Origin of the sequence: Catenibacterium sp., from assembly GCF_052354645.1 — a bacterium.
In the GTDB taxonomy this organism is placed as follows: Bacteria; Bacillota_I; Bacilli_A; order Erysipelotrichales; family Coprobacillaceae; genus Catenibacterium; species Catenibacterium mitsuoka_A.
Window position 1 is genome coordinate 1 of the sequence record NZ_DAWDDM010000011.1, and the last position, 16,546, is coordinate 16,546.

A 16,546-nucleotide genomic window follows, 5' to 3' on the forward strand; every position below is an offset into this window, starting at 1 on the left:
ATAAATTCAGTATATCACAAAAGCAATTAAAATAAACTTAATTTTAATCCATTCAAATTTCGTTCATACTTTATAATGAAATCAAAATTATAAACTATAGAACAGCGTTTTTTATAATGCAAAACACTCATTAGATACATACATAGAGCTTATTCAAGCAAAAATACGCGTAAAAACAATCGAAGATTCAATCGAAAACTATTTCGTCCGCGCTATTTTCAATCGTAAATTTCAAAACACCCTCTTTGTTGGATTTTCGTCCAAATTAATAACTTGCTCGTTACATGACAGGGTAATAATATAGCTGAATAATTCAACAATACACATCAAAATCAATCATAAATTCAATTGAAAACTTTTTCAACCAAATTATTTCAATCAAAAACCAGAAAAATAGGCTATTTACGCACTTTTCGACCGAATCATGTATTGATTTTCACTTAATAGTGAACGTAAAAAAATAAGCAGCCATAGCTGCTTATTCAAACATTTCTTTTAAACCTGGGTTGAATTCATGCTTTTTCAACATTTCAATTTCTTCTTTATAAGGTGCATTCTTTTCAATATAAGGTGTTTCTAGAATCTTAGGAACATCTTTTAAGCGTTCATTAGATACAATAGAGTCCAATGTATCAAAACCGATTGTCCCAAAACCAAGGTTCTCATGTCTATCTTTATGAGAACCTTGTGGATTCTTAGAGTCATTGACATGAACAACTAATACTTTATCTAAACCGATCTTTTCATCTACTTCATCAAGAATTGCATCAAAATCAGAAATATCATAACCTGCATCATTTAAATGACAAGTGTCTAAACATAAGCCTAATAATTCAGGATAATCACAATGATCAATAATATAAGCTAACTGATCAAATGTTCTACCTAGTTCAGTGCCTTTACCTGCCATTGTTTCTAAGGCAATATGTACCTTCTGGTCTGGCTTCATTGCTTCATTTAAGCCTGATACAATCGCATCTAATCCTGCTTCATCCCCTGCTTTAACATGAGCACCTGGATGAAGAACAAGTCTTGTAGCACCAATTTCGTCACATCTTTCAATTTCCTGACGTAAGAATGATACAGCAAGTTCTCTTGTTTCAGGCTTGATTGTATTTCCTAAATTAATAATATAAGGGGCATGAACAACAACCTTGTCCATGTCTATCCCCTTTTCTTTCATTAATTCTTTGGCTTCTTCTACACGTAATTCAGAAACAGGTTTACGTCTCGTATTCTGAGGTGCTCCTGTATAAAACATGAATGTATTGGCATTATAACTTAATGCTTCTTTTACACTTCCTAGAAGCATTTCCTTACCACCCATTGAGACATGTGAACCTATAATCACTGCATGTTCTCCCTTTCACGTTTTTCTCTCTGTGCCTGTTTCGTACGTTCTTTTTTCTGTCTCTGAATATCTTTACGAATAATATCTCTTTTCTTTTTCTGGTAAATAGCCTGAATTTCTCTTTTTCTCTTCTTCTTATAACCAGGTTTAACCTTCTTAGGTCTCTTAATAATACGCTGAATTTCTTTTTCTAATTCAGACTGTGGCGCATTTCTATTCTTACGCTTATTACGTGCCTTGGCATCCGTTAATACACCATTACGGATTTCTTTTACTTCAAAGTGAATACCCTTCTTTTCAAGTGATTCAACCATCTGCTGATTAGATGAATCATACATAGAATAACATTCACCCTTATACTTACCACGACCACATCTACCAGATCTATGAATATAGAAGTCTCTTTCTGTTGGGAATTCCATATTAATAACATGAGATACACCATCAATATCAATACCTCTAGCCGCAATATCTGTAGCTACAATGTACTGATATTCATTATTGTTGATACGTCTCATCATCTGTTTACGTTCACGTGGTTCTAAGTCACCATGAATTTCACCGACACGATAGCCATCACTTCTTAACTGATCAGATAGCTTAGTGGCTTCTGTTCTCTTATTACAGAAGATTAAGCAGATATATGGATCAATGATATCCATGATATTCTTTAATACTGTATAACGATCATGATGCTTTGTATGAATTAAGTAATGTTTTGTATTGTCTGTTGTTTTCTTACGGGCATCAATCTGTACTAATTCTGGCGCATTCATATATTTTCTTAAGAATGGCCATAAATGTTCAGGAATAGTTGCTGAGAATACAAGCATCTGTAAATCTTCTCTCATCTTAGATAAGACTGCATCTAAGTCTTCAAGATAACCATATTCTAAAGTCATATCTGCTTCATCCACTACAAATGTAGTAGCTGTAGTGATGATTAAAGCTTGTTCATTTAAAGATAAGTCTTTAATACGTCCTGGTGTACCAATAACGATATGTGGCTGTGTAGAAAGCTTATTAATAGCCTTCTGCTTATCAGAACCACCAATTACAAGTGAGATTCTTAAATCAGGGTTTTCTTTCTTGAATTCCTTTGCGTTTTCATAGATCTGATGTGCAAGTTCTCTTGTAGGAGTTGTAATAACTGCCTGTACATAATCTGCATTTGTATCAATACGATCAATAATAGGAATTAAGAATGAATGAGTTTTACCAGTACCTGTCTGTGAGATACCAATAATATCTTTATTCTTATAAACAAGGGGAATCACCTTATCCTGGATAGGTGTTGGTGATGTGAAATGTATGTTGTTTAAAGTCTTTTTTACATAATCATTAAATTGAAATTTGTCAAATAAATCCATTATAATTCGCCTCCTTTAGCGTCTATTATCATACCATGATTTGAAAAAAAAACAAATCTAATCTCACTTATGTTAGAATTGTTTTTGAGGTGAAGAATATGAAAGTCACAGGAATTGTCCCTAGAGGATATTGTAAGGGTGTTATACGTGCTATTAATATAGTAAAAGAGACAATAGAACAGCCAGGTCCTATTACAGTACTTGGTATGATTGTGCATAATCAATTTATTGTGGATGCATTAAAGAAGCGTGGCGCCATCACAATTGAGGATGCAAGTAAGACAAGAATGGAACTTCTTGATGAAATTAATGAAGGAACAGTTATTATTACAGCACATGGTGCAGGAGATTGTGTCATTGAGAAGGCAAAGAGTAAAGGACTCAATGTAGTGGATGCAACATGTTTAGATGTCATTAAGACACATACACTTATTAAAGAACAGTTAAAGCGTGGGAAGGATGTTTTATATATAGGTAAAAAGAATCATCCTGAAGCTGAAGGTGCATTATTAATTGATCCTGAACATATTCATTTAATTACATCTAAGAACGATTTAGAAACACTTGATAAAGATAAACATTATGTGATGACTAACCAGACAACTATGTCCCTTTATGATGTTTATGATTTATGTGAGTATGCGAAAAAAATATTAGATGTAGAAATCATGAAGGAAACTTGTTCAGCTACACAAATTAGACAGGAAGCCATTGCGAAGATGGATGAAGATATTGATCTAGTCATTATTGTAGGTGATCCTCATTCTAATAATACAAAGAAGCTGGCTTCTATTAGTATGGAGAAAGCACATAAAGATACCAAGATGATTGGAAGTCTTGAAGAGTTAGACTTATCATGGCTTAAAGGAAAGAAACATGTAGGAGTAAGTTCTGGAGCTTCTACACCTACTGTATTGACTAATCAGATTATTGATTTCTTGAAGCAGTATGATGAAAATAACCCAGATAGTTTTATTAAACCTGAAATACCTTATGAAAAGATGTTATAGGAGAATATATGAGTAAGAAGATTATATTTTTTGATGTGGATGGGACTTTAGTAGATGTGAGACCTGTAAAGGAATGTATTCCTGAATCAACTATCCAGGCAGTGCACGAGACGCGTAAAAAAGGAAATTTATGTTATCTTTGTACAGGGCGTTCTCTTGCAGAAATCTATCCTTATATTCTAGATGTAGGATTTGATGGCATCATTGGTGCTGGAGGTGGATTTGTACAGATGGGTGATGAAATGTTGTATCATAAGAAGGTCAGCGATGAAGATGTTCATCGAGTTGTAGACTTCTTTGAAACAAATCATTATGACTATTATTTAGAATCTAATGGTGGTTTATTTGCCTCTAAGAACCTCATTAAAAGATTAGAAAGCATCATCTATGGTGATCTTAAAAATGATCCTGAAGCAAGAAGAAAAAAGGAAGAGGAACCAAGTCATTTTATTACTGCACTCATTGAAAATGAGAATATGTATAGAAACGATGTGAATAAGATTTGTTTCTTAGAACATGAAAGTATTCCATTTGATGAAATAAGAAAGCAGTTTTGTGATGCATTCCAAGTGATTGAATGTACTGTTCCTGCATTTGGTGATGCATCAGGTGAATTATCTGTAGCGGGTGTGAATAAGCATACTGCCATTGAAGCACTTATTAACCATTTAGGTATTAATCAAAAGGATACATATGCTTATGGTGATGGTATGAACGATGCAGAGATGTTGACATTTGTAGCGCATGGTGTTGCAGTCGGTAATGCGAAAGAAGGTTTAAAGGCTATTGCTGATGAAGTATGTGATGATATCGCGAATGATGGTATTTATAAGAATATGAAAGAACACGGATTGATTTAATCCGTGTTCTTTTTAATAGACTTCTTCTTTATATTCTATAAGTTCATCATTCTTATAAGTCACCTTGGCATGGTGATAGTGATCATCTTCCATCCAGTTTAAGAAATGATAATCTGCTTCCCATTGTGGATAATCAGGAATTAAATCATCATCCACCCATTCAAGAACACCTTCATCACAGTCTTTTAATGTCCCTTCAAAGTCATGACAAGAATAAACAAACATACCTTCATCTTCACCATAATAAAGACCTGGGAATGTGACATAACCATGACATCTAATAGAATGTACTGTATAACCTGTTTCTTCTAGTATTTCTCTTTTTACACATTCATCGGGTGATTCACCTGGTTCTAATTTACCACCTACACCAATCCATTTACCTTCATTGATATCTTTCTTCTTTTTTATACGATGAAGAAGTAATGTTTTCCCATCTTTCTTTAAATAGGCAATTGTAGTCAAAATCATCCTAATACCCCTTGAAATAGCCTGGAGAAGTGGCTTCTATAATTTCACAATCTATTTCTTTTTCTAATAATTCTTTTAATTTATGTACCATAATAACTTCTACATGATGCCCTACATCTACTAAAAGAATATTATAATCTGATGCTTTTAAACCACTATGATATTTCAAATCACCTGTGACATAAGCATCTACCTGTGGAGCGACTTCATCTATTAAATCTCCTCCAGAACCACCACAAATTCCTACTGTAGAGACTTCTTTCACTTTACCTGCATAATTGACTGATGGAATATTAAAAGCTTTCTTTACATAATCCAAGAATTCATACATGCCCATTGTATCTGGGAGTACACCCTTCTTAGTAATATTAGATTCATCGGCATCTTCAATATTTAAACATCCTAATGCTTCCATTAACCATCTATTCATGGAAATCTTATCTAGAGATGTATGCGCACTATAGAGAACAATATTATGTTTAATCGCTTTTTCAATAAAACGTCCTACAGGTGTTGTAGTATCTAAAGTCAATGTATTGAATAAGAATGGATGATGGGTAATCAGCATCTGACATCCTGCATCAATGGCTTCCTGTAGAGTTTGTAAGTCTGCATCTAAACCAATCATTATTTTATTCACTTCTGTATGAATATTGCCTGCCTGTAATCCACAATGATCCCAGTCCTCTTGACAACTTAAAGGATAATGAGATTCCATGATTTTAATAATCTGTTCTGCTTTCATAAATATCACCTTCCATTTCAAATATTATAACACAAAAAAGAAGTACCTAGAGTACTTCTTCAATTAAGGCAATAGAATGTAATACCTTTGCATATTTTTCATGTTCAGTATTTAATGAATCCAATATACGTCTTTGAATCTTTAGTTCTCTTTCCCACTTCTCAATAAAGAGAGGATCCTTCTGTTTTCTAAGGACTGGTCCAAAGAGAATATCTTTTTCATCTAATTCCTGATGCCCTTTTTTCACAACCATGATTTCATAAATATGATGAGCATCTTTGACTAATGCTTCATCAATAATCTGTAGGTTATGATTCATTAAGTATTCTCTTAATAAATCAATGGCTGTATTTGCCTGTAGGAAGAGTATTTTATCTTCTACATAGTCAAGATGAGCATCTAATATTTCACTCATCAATAAGCCACCCATACCACAAATAGAGATCATATCTACTTTCTTATCGATGATAGGATCTAATCCATTACCAAGTAATGGGATGACTTGATTTTCAAGATATAAAGACTGAATTGTTTCTTTAGAACTAGAGAGAGGTCCTTCCGCTACATCACATGCATAAGCTGATGTGATGATGTTTTCATCAAGTAAAAAACAAGGCAGATAGGCATGATCAGTGCCGATATCTGCCAGGATAGTTCCTTGTTTATGTTCTTCAATCATCCAAGCAACTTTGCTTAGACGTTTTGAATGAAGCTTCATTAGTGATCTAAGAAGTCCTTTAGACGTTTAGAGCGTGAAGGATGTTTTAATTTTCTTAAAGCTTTTGCTTCAATCTGTCTGATACGTTCACGAGTAACATTGAATTCTTTACCTACTTCTTCAAGTGTTCTTGTACGTCCATCATCTAGACCGAATCTAAGTCTTAATACTTTTTCTTCTCTATCTGTAAGTTCTAATAATACTTCATTTAATTCATCTTTTAATAATTCGTTAGATGCATAATCATCAGGGCTCATAGCACCTTCATCTTCAATGAAGTCACCTAAATGAGAATCATCTTCTTCACCGATAGGTGTTTCTAAAGAAACTGGTTCTAAAGAAATCTTCTGGATTTCTCTTACCTTTGCAGGAGTCATTCCATCCATCTTTTCTGCGATTTCTTCAGCTGTTGGTTCTCTACCTAATTCCTGAACAAGCTGTCTCTGGATACGAGTTAACTTGTTGATAGTTTCTACCATATGTACTGGAATACGGATAGTACGTGCCTGATCGGCAATTGCACGAGTGATAGCCTGTCTGATCCACCATGTTGCATATGTAGAGAACTTAAATCCTTTTGTATAGTCGAACTTTTCTACAGCCTTAATAAGACCCATGTTACCTTCCTGAATTAAGTCTAGGAATAACATACCACGACCTACATATCTCTTAGCGATAGATACAACTAATCTTAAGTTTGCAGCTGCAAGTTCTTTCTTAGCTTGTTCATCACCTTCAAGAATACGTTTCGCAAGTTCAATTTCCTGTTCATGAGTTAATAAGTCTACACGACCAATTTCCTTTAAGTACATCTTTACAGGGTCATTGATTTTAACGTTAGAACCTAACTGGTTCATATCATCATCGTCATCAGACTGGTTATACATTTTATTTGTATCACCAAAGTCCATATCTAGATCATTACCGAAATCTAGATTTGCGATATCATCATCACCTGTATCATCATCTGTATCTACTTCTAAGCCTTCAAGATCATCAAGACCATCTGCCCCTCCAGCCATGAAGTCATTATCATCTATTTCTAATGCATCTAAACCATCTTCAATTTCAATATGGTTTTCATTGATTGCATCAATAAGGTTTTCATATGCTTCATCATCTAAATCATATCTAGACTGGAAAGCATCTAAGTCATCTTGAGTTAAACGGTTGCCTTTAGCCTTAGCGGCACTAATCAGCATTTTTTCAAGTTCTTCAAGAGTAATACCCTGTACTGCTTTTTCCTTTTTTGCCATAGCTACTCCTTTTTTAAATCAATTAGCTTTTGGAGAATCTCAGCTTTTGCGCTAGGCGCAAGAACATTCTTAAACTGTTCCTGTAATTCCTGTTCACGAATATTCTTGGTATTTTCTGTAATTCTCGCAATATAATCATCAATCACTTCTTTTTGATAAGGGAGTGGAAGTGAACACTCCGCAATATCTGTCAATGCATTCACAAGGGTTGAATGAGAACTCCCAATCTTATCGATGAGGTTCGCAATATCCATTGTTTGATGCGTACGATAATAATCTCTAATATAAGCAGCTAATGCACGATATGTATCATTATGCATAAAGCCTGCTTTTGCTTCATAAATATCACTGACCTGACGGTCATTCAACATATAGAATAATAAATTCTTTTCTGCCAAAGTATATTTATCTAGAATAGGACGCTGGTCTTGAATTGTTTCAATACGATTTTGAGAAAACTGTTCACGATGTTCAATAATTGCAGAACTATTTAAAAGTTGTTCCTCAATGATTTCCTTAGGGAAATCAGTCAATGATGAAAGCTTCGTAATATAGTGTCCACGATCAATTCTATCTTCTATCTTCGCAATCTTCTCACATGCCTTTACAAGTAAGGTTTTACGATCTTCATAATTACGTAAATCAAGTTTTGAACATTCAAAGGCCATCATGAAATCAATAGGACTTAAAGTATCCTTTAAAACCGCATCAAGCCCCTCTATACCTTCTGTTGATAAGATCTCATCTGGATCTCTTCCATCAGGTAATAAGACAATCTTGACTTCAAAGCCCTGTGATGTAAGTAAATCACTTGATTTCATAGCGGCAGCCTGCCCTGCCATATCACCATCTAAGCATAAATGAATTGTATGTGTCATACGCTTCAGCATTCTTAAATGATCTTTAGTAAGAGCTGTACCCATCAAGGCAATACAGTTATCATGATGAGCACGATGCATCGCAATCACATCCATGAACCCTTCATTAATATATACAAAGCCTGCCTGACGAACTGCTTCTTTCGCACGATGGTAATTATAAAGTGTTTTACCTTTAATAAATATATCGGACTCTGGGGAGTTCATATATTTAGAATTCTTATCCTGAGCTTTATAAACTCTTCCAGAAAAACCTACAACCTTTCCAAATTCATCATAAAGAGGAAACATCACACGATCACGGAAACGATCATAATGACGTTCATTTTCTAAAACTAATCCTGATTTCACCTGAGCAACTTCAGTATAGCCTTCCTTCTGGAAACGTTCATGTAAGATAGATTTATCTGGCGCATACCCAATTCCAAACATCTTAATGAGTTCATCATCAAAACCACGATGACGTAAATAATCAAGTGCCTGTTTACCTGATTGTGTATAGAGATAATACATATAAAGTTTCAAGGCAAAAGCGTGCATATCATAAAGAGGCGCAAGCGCCTCATCTACTTTCACAACACGCTTCTCTAGTGAATAGCCGGACATATCTACATGTCCAAACTCTGCCACTTTCATAACGGATTCTACGAAAGGAACCTTTAAATATTCCTGAATGAATGTGAAAACATTCCCTCCGTTGCCGCATACAAAACATTTATAAATCTGTCTTGATTGTGAAATAGATAAAGATGGATGATTATCATCATGGAAAGGACAGATAGCCATGTAGTTCTTGCCTTTTTTATGAAGTTCAAGGTACTGGCCCATCACATCAACGATATCTACGCTTTGTCTGATTTCATCAATCTTTTCCTGTGATAATCTTGCCATCTAATCATCCTCTTAGTTAAAACGTGTTTTATCTGCAATATAAGCTTTTAACTGATCAATTGGTAATCTGATCTGTTCCATAGTGTCACGATCTCTTACAGTAACGCTATGATCTTCAGCTGTATCGAAGTCTACAGTCACGCATAATGGTGTACCAATAGCATCCTGTCTTCTATATCTCTTACCAATCTGACCTGCCTGATCATATTCACAATAGAAGTCTTTTACTAAATCGTTATAAAGTTCCATTGCTTCATCAGACTGCTTCTTAGTAAGTGGTAATACTGCAACCTTTACTGGAGCTAATGCAGGATGGAAATGCATAACTTTTCTTACATCACCATTTTCAAGTTCCTGTTCTTCGAATGCATCTGCAAGAACTGATAAGAATAAACGGTCTGCACCTACTGATGGTTCAATAACGTATGGAAGATACTTTTCATGAGTGTCTGGATCTAAGTATTCTAAGTTCTTCTTAGAATATTCCTGATGACGTCCTAAGTCGTAATCAGTACGATCTGCAATACCCCATAATTCACCCCATCCAAATGGGTATAAGTATTCGATATCTGTTGTTGCTTTAGAGTAGAAAGAAAGTTCTTTCTGGTCATGGTCTCTGTATCTTAAGTTTTCTTTATTGATTCCTAAATCATATAAGAACTGCATACAGTCATGACGCCATTTTTCAAACCATTCTAAGTCTTCATTTGGTTTTGTAAAGAATTCAAGTTCCATCTGTTCAAATTCTCTCGTACGGAAAATGAAGTTACCTGGAGTGATTTCGTTACGGAATGATTTACCAATCTGTCCAATACCAAATGGTAATTTCTTACGTGATGTTCTCTGAACATTCTTGAAGTTTACAAAGATACCCTGAGCAGTTTCTGGTCTTAAATAGATCTTACTCTTTGCATCCTTTACAACACCCATAGATGTTTCAAACATTAATTCGAACTGTCTGATATCTGTGAAATCATGTCCACCACATTCAGGACATGCGATGTTATGTTCTCTAATAAAAGTCATCATATCTTCTGGAGTCCATCCATCTGGATGTAATTCAGGATCATAAGCTTCAATTAATTTATCCGCTCTATGTCTTGATTTACACTGTTTACAGTCAATAAGTGGGTCATTGAAGTTACCTACATGTCCACTTGCCTGCCAAACTCTTGGATTCATAAAGATTGCTGAATCAATACCTACGTTGTAAGGACATTCCTGAACGAATCTCTTCCACCATAAGTTTTTAATGTTGTTCTTTAACTGAACACCCATTGGTCCGTAATCCCATGTATTTGCGAGTCCATCATAGATTTCTGAACCTTGATAGACAAAACCTTCACCTTTTGCATGTGCAATTAGCTTTTCCATATCTTTTGTAGCCATATTTTCCTCCTTGAGATAAGAAATGACTTAGGAATAACCTAAGCCATGAACTTTATAGTCCCACTATTTATACCCTTATAGTGTATATTTGTCAACCAATTATGAGGGTATAAAAAAGAACCTTTCTTAAAGAAAGGTTAGATGTAAGTACGTGCGTTTAGCCAGGTAAGAATATCTGTATAAACGTTAATACGATCCTTACCAAATAATAATGCATGACGTTTGTTGTCATAGATTTTTAATGTGATATCGGCCATACCTAGTGTTTTATAGTTATGATAGATGAGCTGCGCATCTTTACCTAAACGAGTAAGAGGATCAAGTGCACCGGAGGCAATCCATGTAGATAAGTATGTTGGTGTTTTCTGATATGTCTCTTCACTGTTGGCATGTCTAGAAATCTTATAGATATCACTATAGCCTTTAACTGTATAAGAGAAGTTCGTCAATGTATCATTAGAAAATCTATTCACTAGTTGTTCATTATCTGTAAGATAGGAGAAAGGATGATCTTCATTGAAACGATGTGATAACTTTAATCGATTTCTTAATGCCAGTTTATTGAGATGATATCTTTCACCCTTCATAAGTTTAAAGAAGTTAAGACAAAGATTCTTATAGCGGTAGGCTCTGACACCGGACACTGCTCCCATCAACAACATTCCCTGGAAATAATCTCCAAAGCGTGCTGCATATTCACGAATCATCTGTGCACCTAGTCCTGTACCTATATAATAATAAGGTGTATCTGTATAACGTGCCATCATCACTTTCTGTAGATGATGCATATCCTTCATCAAATGATCAAGGACATCTGTTTTCCCAAAATAACCCTGTTCAAAATCAATTAGTGAATGACCATGTCCGACCATATCACTCACTACAACAACATATCCTTTATCACACATGAAATTCGCAAAATGATCATAGCTTGATGCATTTTCGTTAAGATCATGCTGTACAAATAAGACAGCCTTGACTCTAATGATCACCTGTGGTTCATAAATGAAAAAGTGAACATGTGTATGTAGTGTTGATGTATAAGTTTCTTCATGCTTCATACATCATTCCTCCCCTCATATCCATTCCTTCACAAAACGTAACGCATTGAGATATATTCCACAATATTCATCAATATAATGTTCAAATATAAATAATATCTCTTTAAGTACTGATTCATCTATAGATAATGCATCAATATGGGCAATGGGTGTCTTATATATATGACGTATTGCCTTAAGTGCATCTATAGATAATTCTACATCCTGTGGTGTTTGATGCTTATGGCATACAAAACCACCATCTACAAGCGAAAAAGAAGTGACTGATGTATGTCCACAATGAACACATCCGTCTACTTCTAACTCTATTCCGTTATCTTTCATAATAAAGACAAGAATCAATGCATAAATCAATTTATATGAATATCCTGTATCTATAGCTTTTAAAGCATCTACTAAGAATGTATAAGTCTCTAGATCAGGTTTATTTTCAGGAACATAGCGATAATAGTATTCTAATAAGCATTGTGCTAGTATATCTGTTTCTATATGATCCTGGATATGTGTATAATACTTAATTCCTGAAGCACGTATAAGAGATGATAATCCTTTGCGTACATTTAGCTCAAATAAGCTTAACGTAGAAGGTGTGACACCACGCGCATTTTTAGAATTGATTTTTTTAATTCCTTTTCCATAGACTGATATTCTACCATAGTCATGTGTATAAATAGAAAGTATTGCATCAGATTCTTTTGAAGGTGTTATTTTAAGTACAACCCCTTTTGTTTTCTCAATATTATGAGTAGTCATCCTGGTTATAACCAAATTCCTTTAAGTACTGTGCTTTATTACGCCAGTCTTTTTCTACTCTTACAAAGAGTGAAAGTTTAACAGGTACACCCGCAAAACGTTTCATATCACGTCTTGCCTGGTCTTTGATCTTCTTGATCATTGTACCCTGCTTACCAATAATAATACCCTTCTGACTCTTTCTATTCACAATAATCACAGCCATGATATCTATTCCATTTTCATCTTCAATCCACTGTTCAATTTCTATCGCCACATCATGAGGAATTTCATCATGAGTGAAATAAAGAATCTTTTCACGAATAAATTCAGCCATAATAAACTGTTCTGGATGATCTGTAATTGTATCTTCTGGATAAATAGCTGGTCCTTCTGGTAAATCCTGTTTGACAGTCTTAATTAATTCATCTACATTATCCCCATTAAGTGCACTAATTGGAATGATTTCCTTAAAGTCCATCATCTGATTCCATTCAATCAGTTTATCCATTAATTCATCTTTAGAAAGAAGGTCTGCCTTATTTAATACAAGATAGACTGGACATTCTGCTTTCTTTAACCTTTCTACAATAAAGCGGTCTCCCTTACCAATACGTTCATTGGCAGGTTCAATAAATAAAATCACATCAGTTCCTACAATACTATTTAAAGCTGTTGTATTCATAAATGATCCTAAGCCATCCTGTGGCTTATGAATACCTGGTGTATCTACAAATACAATCTGTGCTTCATCATCTGTATATACACCTTGAACTGTATTTCTTGTAGTCTGGGCAGTAGGTGATGTAATCACTAATTTTGTCTTTAAAATATGATTTAATAAAGTAGATTTTCCTACATTAGGACGTCCTACAATACTTACGAAACCTGATTTATAACTCATAAATCCTCCTCACTAAAACTTCTAGGTAATAATTCATAGATATTAGTCACTTCATAGTGATCTCTTGCACCTAATACAATAGGTGTATCAGATTTCAAGAGTTCACTTAATACCTGACGACATGAACCGCAAGGTGAAATCAATGTCGGTCCATCTCCAACAATCGCAAGTGCTTTAATATCCTCTTTACGGTAGCCTTGGCAATAAGCCTGAAATACTGCATTACGCTCAGCACACATTGTAGAGCCATAAGCTGCATTCTCAATATTGGCACCATAAATCATCTTGCCATCATTGAGTTCACAGCAGGCACCTACTTTAAAATGTGAATAAGGGGTATATGCATTCTCTCTTGCCTTAAATGCTTCATCTACAAGATATTGATAATCCATTAGGCTTCCTCTCTTTCAATGCTTAAAGCACCTAGGATTTGATCCTGTAAGCCAAACATTTCTTTTTCTTGTTCATCTGTCATATGATCATATCCTAACAAATGAAGAATACCATGTGTAAATAAGAAACACATTTCCCTTCTTAAAGAATGACCATATTCTTCTGCCTGCTTCTTAGCATGATCTACAGAAATAAAAATATCTCCTAAAGTTCTAGGCATACCTTCTACATAAAATTGATCATTATCTTCCATTGCGAAACTGATGACATCAGTAGAACGATCAATATGACGATATTCTCTATTAATTTCATGTATTCTTTCATCATCTACAAGAACACATGATACTTCTACATCATCTTCAATACCTAAAGTCTTTAAAGCCTGTTCAATAATAGCTGTAAAATCCTGTTCATAATTATTTTCAAAGTTCTCTACTTCATTATCAAATACAAAATCTATATTCATTAATATCACCCTTTCTCGATGATTTTTCCTTTTTCCATTATAACATAGTCATATCCCATGTTCATGATTTTTTTATCATGTGAAATCACCATAAATAACTTTTCTTGATATGTTTCAAACAAAGTTCGAATGATGATTTCTTTACGTTCAAAAGAGAGATGACTGAGGGCTTCATCAAGAATATAAATATCTCCATCACATAACAATGCACGGGCAAGTGAAAGAATCTGTTGTTCTCCTAATGATAAGGGAAGCCCCTGAGATGTGATAGGTGAATCTCCTAGTTCAATCAATCTTTCTCCTGTTAAGGAAAGTAATACATGAAGTATACGTTCTTCATCCTCACAATTCAATACTTCTTTGATAGAACCAGGTATAAATGATTCATGTTCTTCTACAAGAATGATATGTTTCTTTAAAGAATCCTGATTGATGTCTTTTAAATGCTTGTTATTAATAAGTATTTCACCACGATAATGTGGATCATTACCTTCTAGTAAATAAGCTAATGTAGATTTACCTGAACCATTATCTCCAAATATAAAGAAAGAATGATTGATTTCTAAATCAAGGTGATTTAAGACAGGTTCATGGAAGCCATAAGCATAACTTACATTATTCATATGAATAGTATGAATTGGTTCTTCTATCAACAGCTTACCTTGTACGACTGGTGTTGTAAGTTCCTTATATTTCTCATAAAGTACTGTACTTTGAGAATATTCTACTAAAGTAGTACAGAGATGAATAAGGGGAATAAGAATCATATTATAAACCATATAGAATAGAATCAATTCACCCATACTGATACTCTTATTATGATAGAGGAACAATCCTACAAATAGTATAAGTGCTTCTCCAAGTATTTGGATCATATGCATACCAGTAGAGAGTGTTAGTGAGAATTCTTCCTGATCCTGTTTATGATTGGCTTCATTCTCATAGTAATGTTCATATCTTTTAAGCCATTGATGTTTTCCATAATATCTCTTTCCTATTTCTCTTTGATCTAAATAATCAATGAGTGCATGTTCTGATTCAATATGTGCTGCGATATAGTCTTTATAGAGTTCTATAAAATGTTTACTCTTAAAATAAACAAAGATACCTAGAATAACTAACACAATAATAAGTACTAATGATAATTGCGTAGAAATCAGCAATAAACCAAGTAGTTCTAATACAATAGAAACAAGATCTACATAGAAGATACTAAAATAGGCAATACAAAACTCACTTAACTGATAGAAATCCATGATTTGTGGATGGAGTGTTCCTGTATCTCCTTTATGATCCATTACTTGACTAATACTTGTATAAACAAACTCTTTATCAAAAGCACGTGTGAGAAGGATACTTTTCTTTTCTTTTGTCTTTTCTATTCCAATCTTTATTAAGCCGATAATAAAATAAGCACCTGATACAATCATTAATACCACAATAGGTGTTTTAACCTTCATATAATCAATGAGTGATGCATAGATAAGTGATAACACATAAGAGAATAATGTGATAAAAAATGTATAGCTTCCTAGTTTTCTAATATCTTTATGATAGAGTTTCTTGATTCCCTTTAAGAACTGTTTAAATGTCTTATTCTCATATTCAAAATAGCGCCCAATATGTGTAATAGATACAACATTTTCTGTATAAATTGATGTCAGTTCTTCTTGATCATAGACCACAATACCATGGGCTGGATCACCAATAATATACGTATCTCCCTTGATTTCATAGAGTACTACAAAATGACCTATACCATCTTCTATTGTATGTAAGATACAAGGTAAGGTGATATGTTCTTCTATGTCTTTTAAAGAAGCATGATAGGCTTTTGCTTCTATCGCATAGGATTTCAATGTTTCTACTAAACCTTTAATAGTCGTTCCAGTATGATCCATACGTGCTTTTCTTTTAATATTGAGTGTGTCTTCTTCAATATCATAATATTTTAAAATCATCTTGATACAATAAACGCCACAGGATACTTCATCATCCTGAATATATATAGGATATTTACGCATATAAAAACACCTCCCACTTATTTATTC

Annotated in this window: 16 protein-coding genes; 2 read left to right on the forward strand and 14 right to left on the reverse strand. The window is 34.0% G+C overall.

The annotated features are described in order from the left end of the window. Nucleotides 1–478 precede the first annotated feature (478 nt). Together ACT8VG_RS01125 and ACT8VG_RS01130 are read right to left on the reverse strand one after the other, a co-directional pair. Nucleotides 479–1,351: a deoxyribonuclease IV gene (locus ACT8VG_RS01125; protein ID WP_444195039.1), complete on the reverse strand. Its 873-nt coding sequence runs from the start codon at nt 1,349–1,351 to the stop codon at nt 479–481. Further along, nucleotides 1,348–2,721, reverse strand: a complete 1,374-nt coding sequence (locus ACT8VG_RS01130; RefSeq protein WP_444195040.1) for a DEAD/DEAH box helicase — start codon at nt 2,719–2,721, stop codon at nt 1,348–1,350. Before ACT8VG_RS01130 ends, ACT8VG_RS01125 begins: the two co-directional genes overlap by 4 nt. Before the next feature lie 98 nt (nt 2,722–2,819). Between ACT8VG_RS01130 and ACT8VG_RS01135 the strand changes: the two genes are divergently transcribed. After that, the gene (locus ACT8VG_RS01135) at nt 2,820–3,731 is read left to right on the forward strand and encodes a 4-hydroxy-3-methylbut-2-enyl diphosphate reductase (protein WP_432265714.1); all 912 of its coding nucleotides are present in this window, start codon (nt 2,820–2,822) and stop codon (nt 3,729–3,731) included. An 8-nt stretch (nt 3,732–3,739) separates the two neighbouring features. Next, nucleotides 3,740–4,591 (forward strand): Cof-type HAD-IIB family hydrolase, encoded by an 852-nt coding sequence (locus ACT8VG_RS01140; protein ID WP_117459699.1) that lies wholly within the window; start codon nt 3,740–3,742, stop codon nt 4,589–4,591. 12 nt (nt 4,592–4,603) lie between these two features. Here ACT8VG_RS01140 and ACT8VG_RS01145 read toward each other — a convergent pair whose 3' ends face one another. From ACT8VG_RS01145 to ACT8VG_RS01200, 12 genes are all read right to left on the reverse strand, one after another. Then, nucleotides 4,604–5,062, reverse strand: a complete 459-nt coding sequence (locus ACT8VG_RS01145; protein WP_187011532.1) for an NUDIX hydrolase — start codon at nt 5,060–5,062, stop codon at nt 4,604–4,606. A gap of 1 nt (nt 5,063) precedes the next feature. Next, nucleotides 5,064–5,807, reverse strand: a complete 744-nt coding sequence (locus ACT8VG_RS01150; RefSeq protein WP_187011531.1) for a Nif3-like dinuclear metal center hexameric protein — start codon at nt 5,805–5,807, stop codon at nt 5,064–5,066. Between the two features lie 46 nt (nt 5,808–5,853). Then, the gene (locus ACT8VG_RS01155; protein ID WP_187011530.1) at nt 5,854–6,525 is read right to left on the reverse strand and encodes a tRNA (adenine(22)-N(1))-methyltransferase; all 672 of its coding nucleotides are present in this window, start codon (nt 6,523–6,525) and stop codon (nt 5,854–5,856) included. Further along, nucleotides 6,525–7,781 (reverse strand): RNA polymerase sigma factor RpoD, encoded by a 1,257-nt coding sequence (gene rpoD / locus ACT8VG_RS01160; RefSeq protein WP_117459705.1) that lies wholly within the window; start codon nt 7,779–7,781, stop codon nt 6,525–6,527. The genes ACT8VG_RS01155 and rpoD overlap by 1 nt, the downstream gene beginning before the upstream one ends. A 2-nt stretch (nt 7,782–7,783) precedes the next feature. Then, nucleotides 7,784–9,550 carry a DNA primase gene (dnaG, locus tag ACT8VG_RS01165; protein ID WP_444195041.1) on the reverse strand — a complete coding sequence of 589 codons (1,767 nt, stop codon included), beginning with the start codon at nt 9,548–9,550 and terminating at the stop codon, nt 7,784–7,786. A gap of 12 nt (nt 9,551–9,562) precedes the next feature. Then, entirely contained in the window at nt 9,563–10,939 is a 1,377-nt protein-coding gene (locus ACT8VG_RS01170) for a glycine--tRNA ligase (RefSeq protein ID WP_444195042.1), read from the reverse strand. Between the two features lie 137 nt (nt 10,940–11,076). Beyond that, complete coding sequence (locus ACT8VG_RS01175; RefSeq protein ID WP_217106614.1) at nt 11,077–12,000, reverse strand: serine aminopeptidase domain-containing protein; 924 nt, start codon at nt 11,998–12,000, stop codon at nt 11,077–11,079. A gap of 15 nt (nt 12,001–12,015) precedes the next feature. Next, nucleotides 12,016–12,753, reverse strand: a complete 738-nt coding sequence (gene recO / locus ACT8VG_RS01180; protein WP_444195043.1) for a DNA repair protein RecO — start codon at nt 12,751–12,753, stop codon at nt 12,016–12,018. After that, entirely contained in the window at nt 12,740–13,636 is an 897-nt protein-coding gene (era, locus tag ACT8VG_RS01185) for a GTPase Era (RefSeq protein ID WP_129981093.1), read from the reverse strand. Before era ends, recO begins: the two co-directional genes overlap by 14 nt. Then, the gene (gene cdd / locus ACT8VG_RS01190) at nt 13,633–14,028 is read right to left on the reverse strand and encodes a cytidine deaminase (protein ID WP_187011526.1); all 396 of its coding nucleotides are present in this window, start codon (nt 14,026–14,028) and stop codon (nt 13,633–13,635) included. The genes era and cdd overlap by 4 nt, the downstream gene beginning before the upstream one ends. Continuing rightward, nucleotides 14,028–14,495 carry an rRNA maturation RNase YbeY gene (ybeY, locus tag ACT8VG_RS01195; RefSeq protein ID WP_187011525.1) on the reverse strand — a complete coding sequence of 156 codons (468 nt, stop codon included), beginning with the start codon at nt 14,493–14,495 and terminating at the stop codon, nt 14,028–14,030. Before ybeY ends, cdd begins: the two co-directional genes overlap by 1 nt. Before the next feature lie 5 nt (nt 14,496–14,500). After that, nucleotides 14,501–16,519 (reverse strand): cysteine peptidase family C39 domain-containing protein, encoded by a 2,019-nt coding sequence (locus ACT8VG_RS01200; protein ID WP_444195044.1) that lies wholly within the window; start codon nt 16,517–16,519, stop codon nt 14,501–14,503. Nucleotides 16,520–16,546 lie beyond the last annotated feature (27 nt).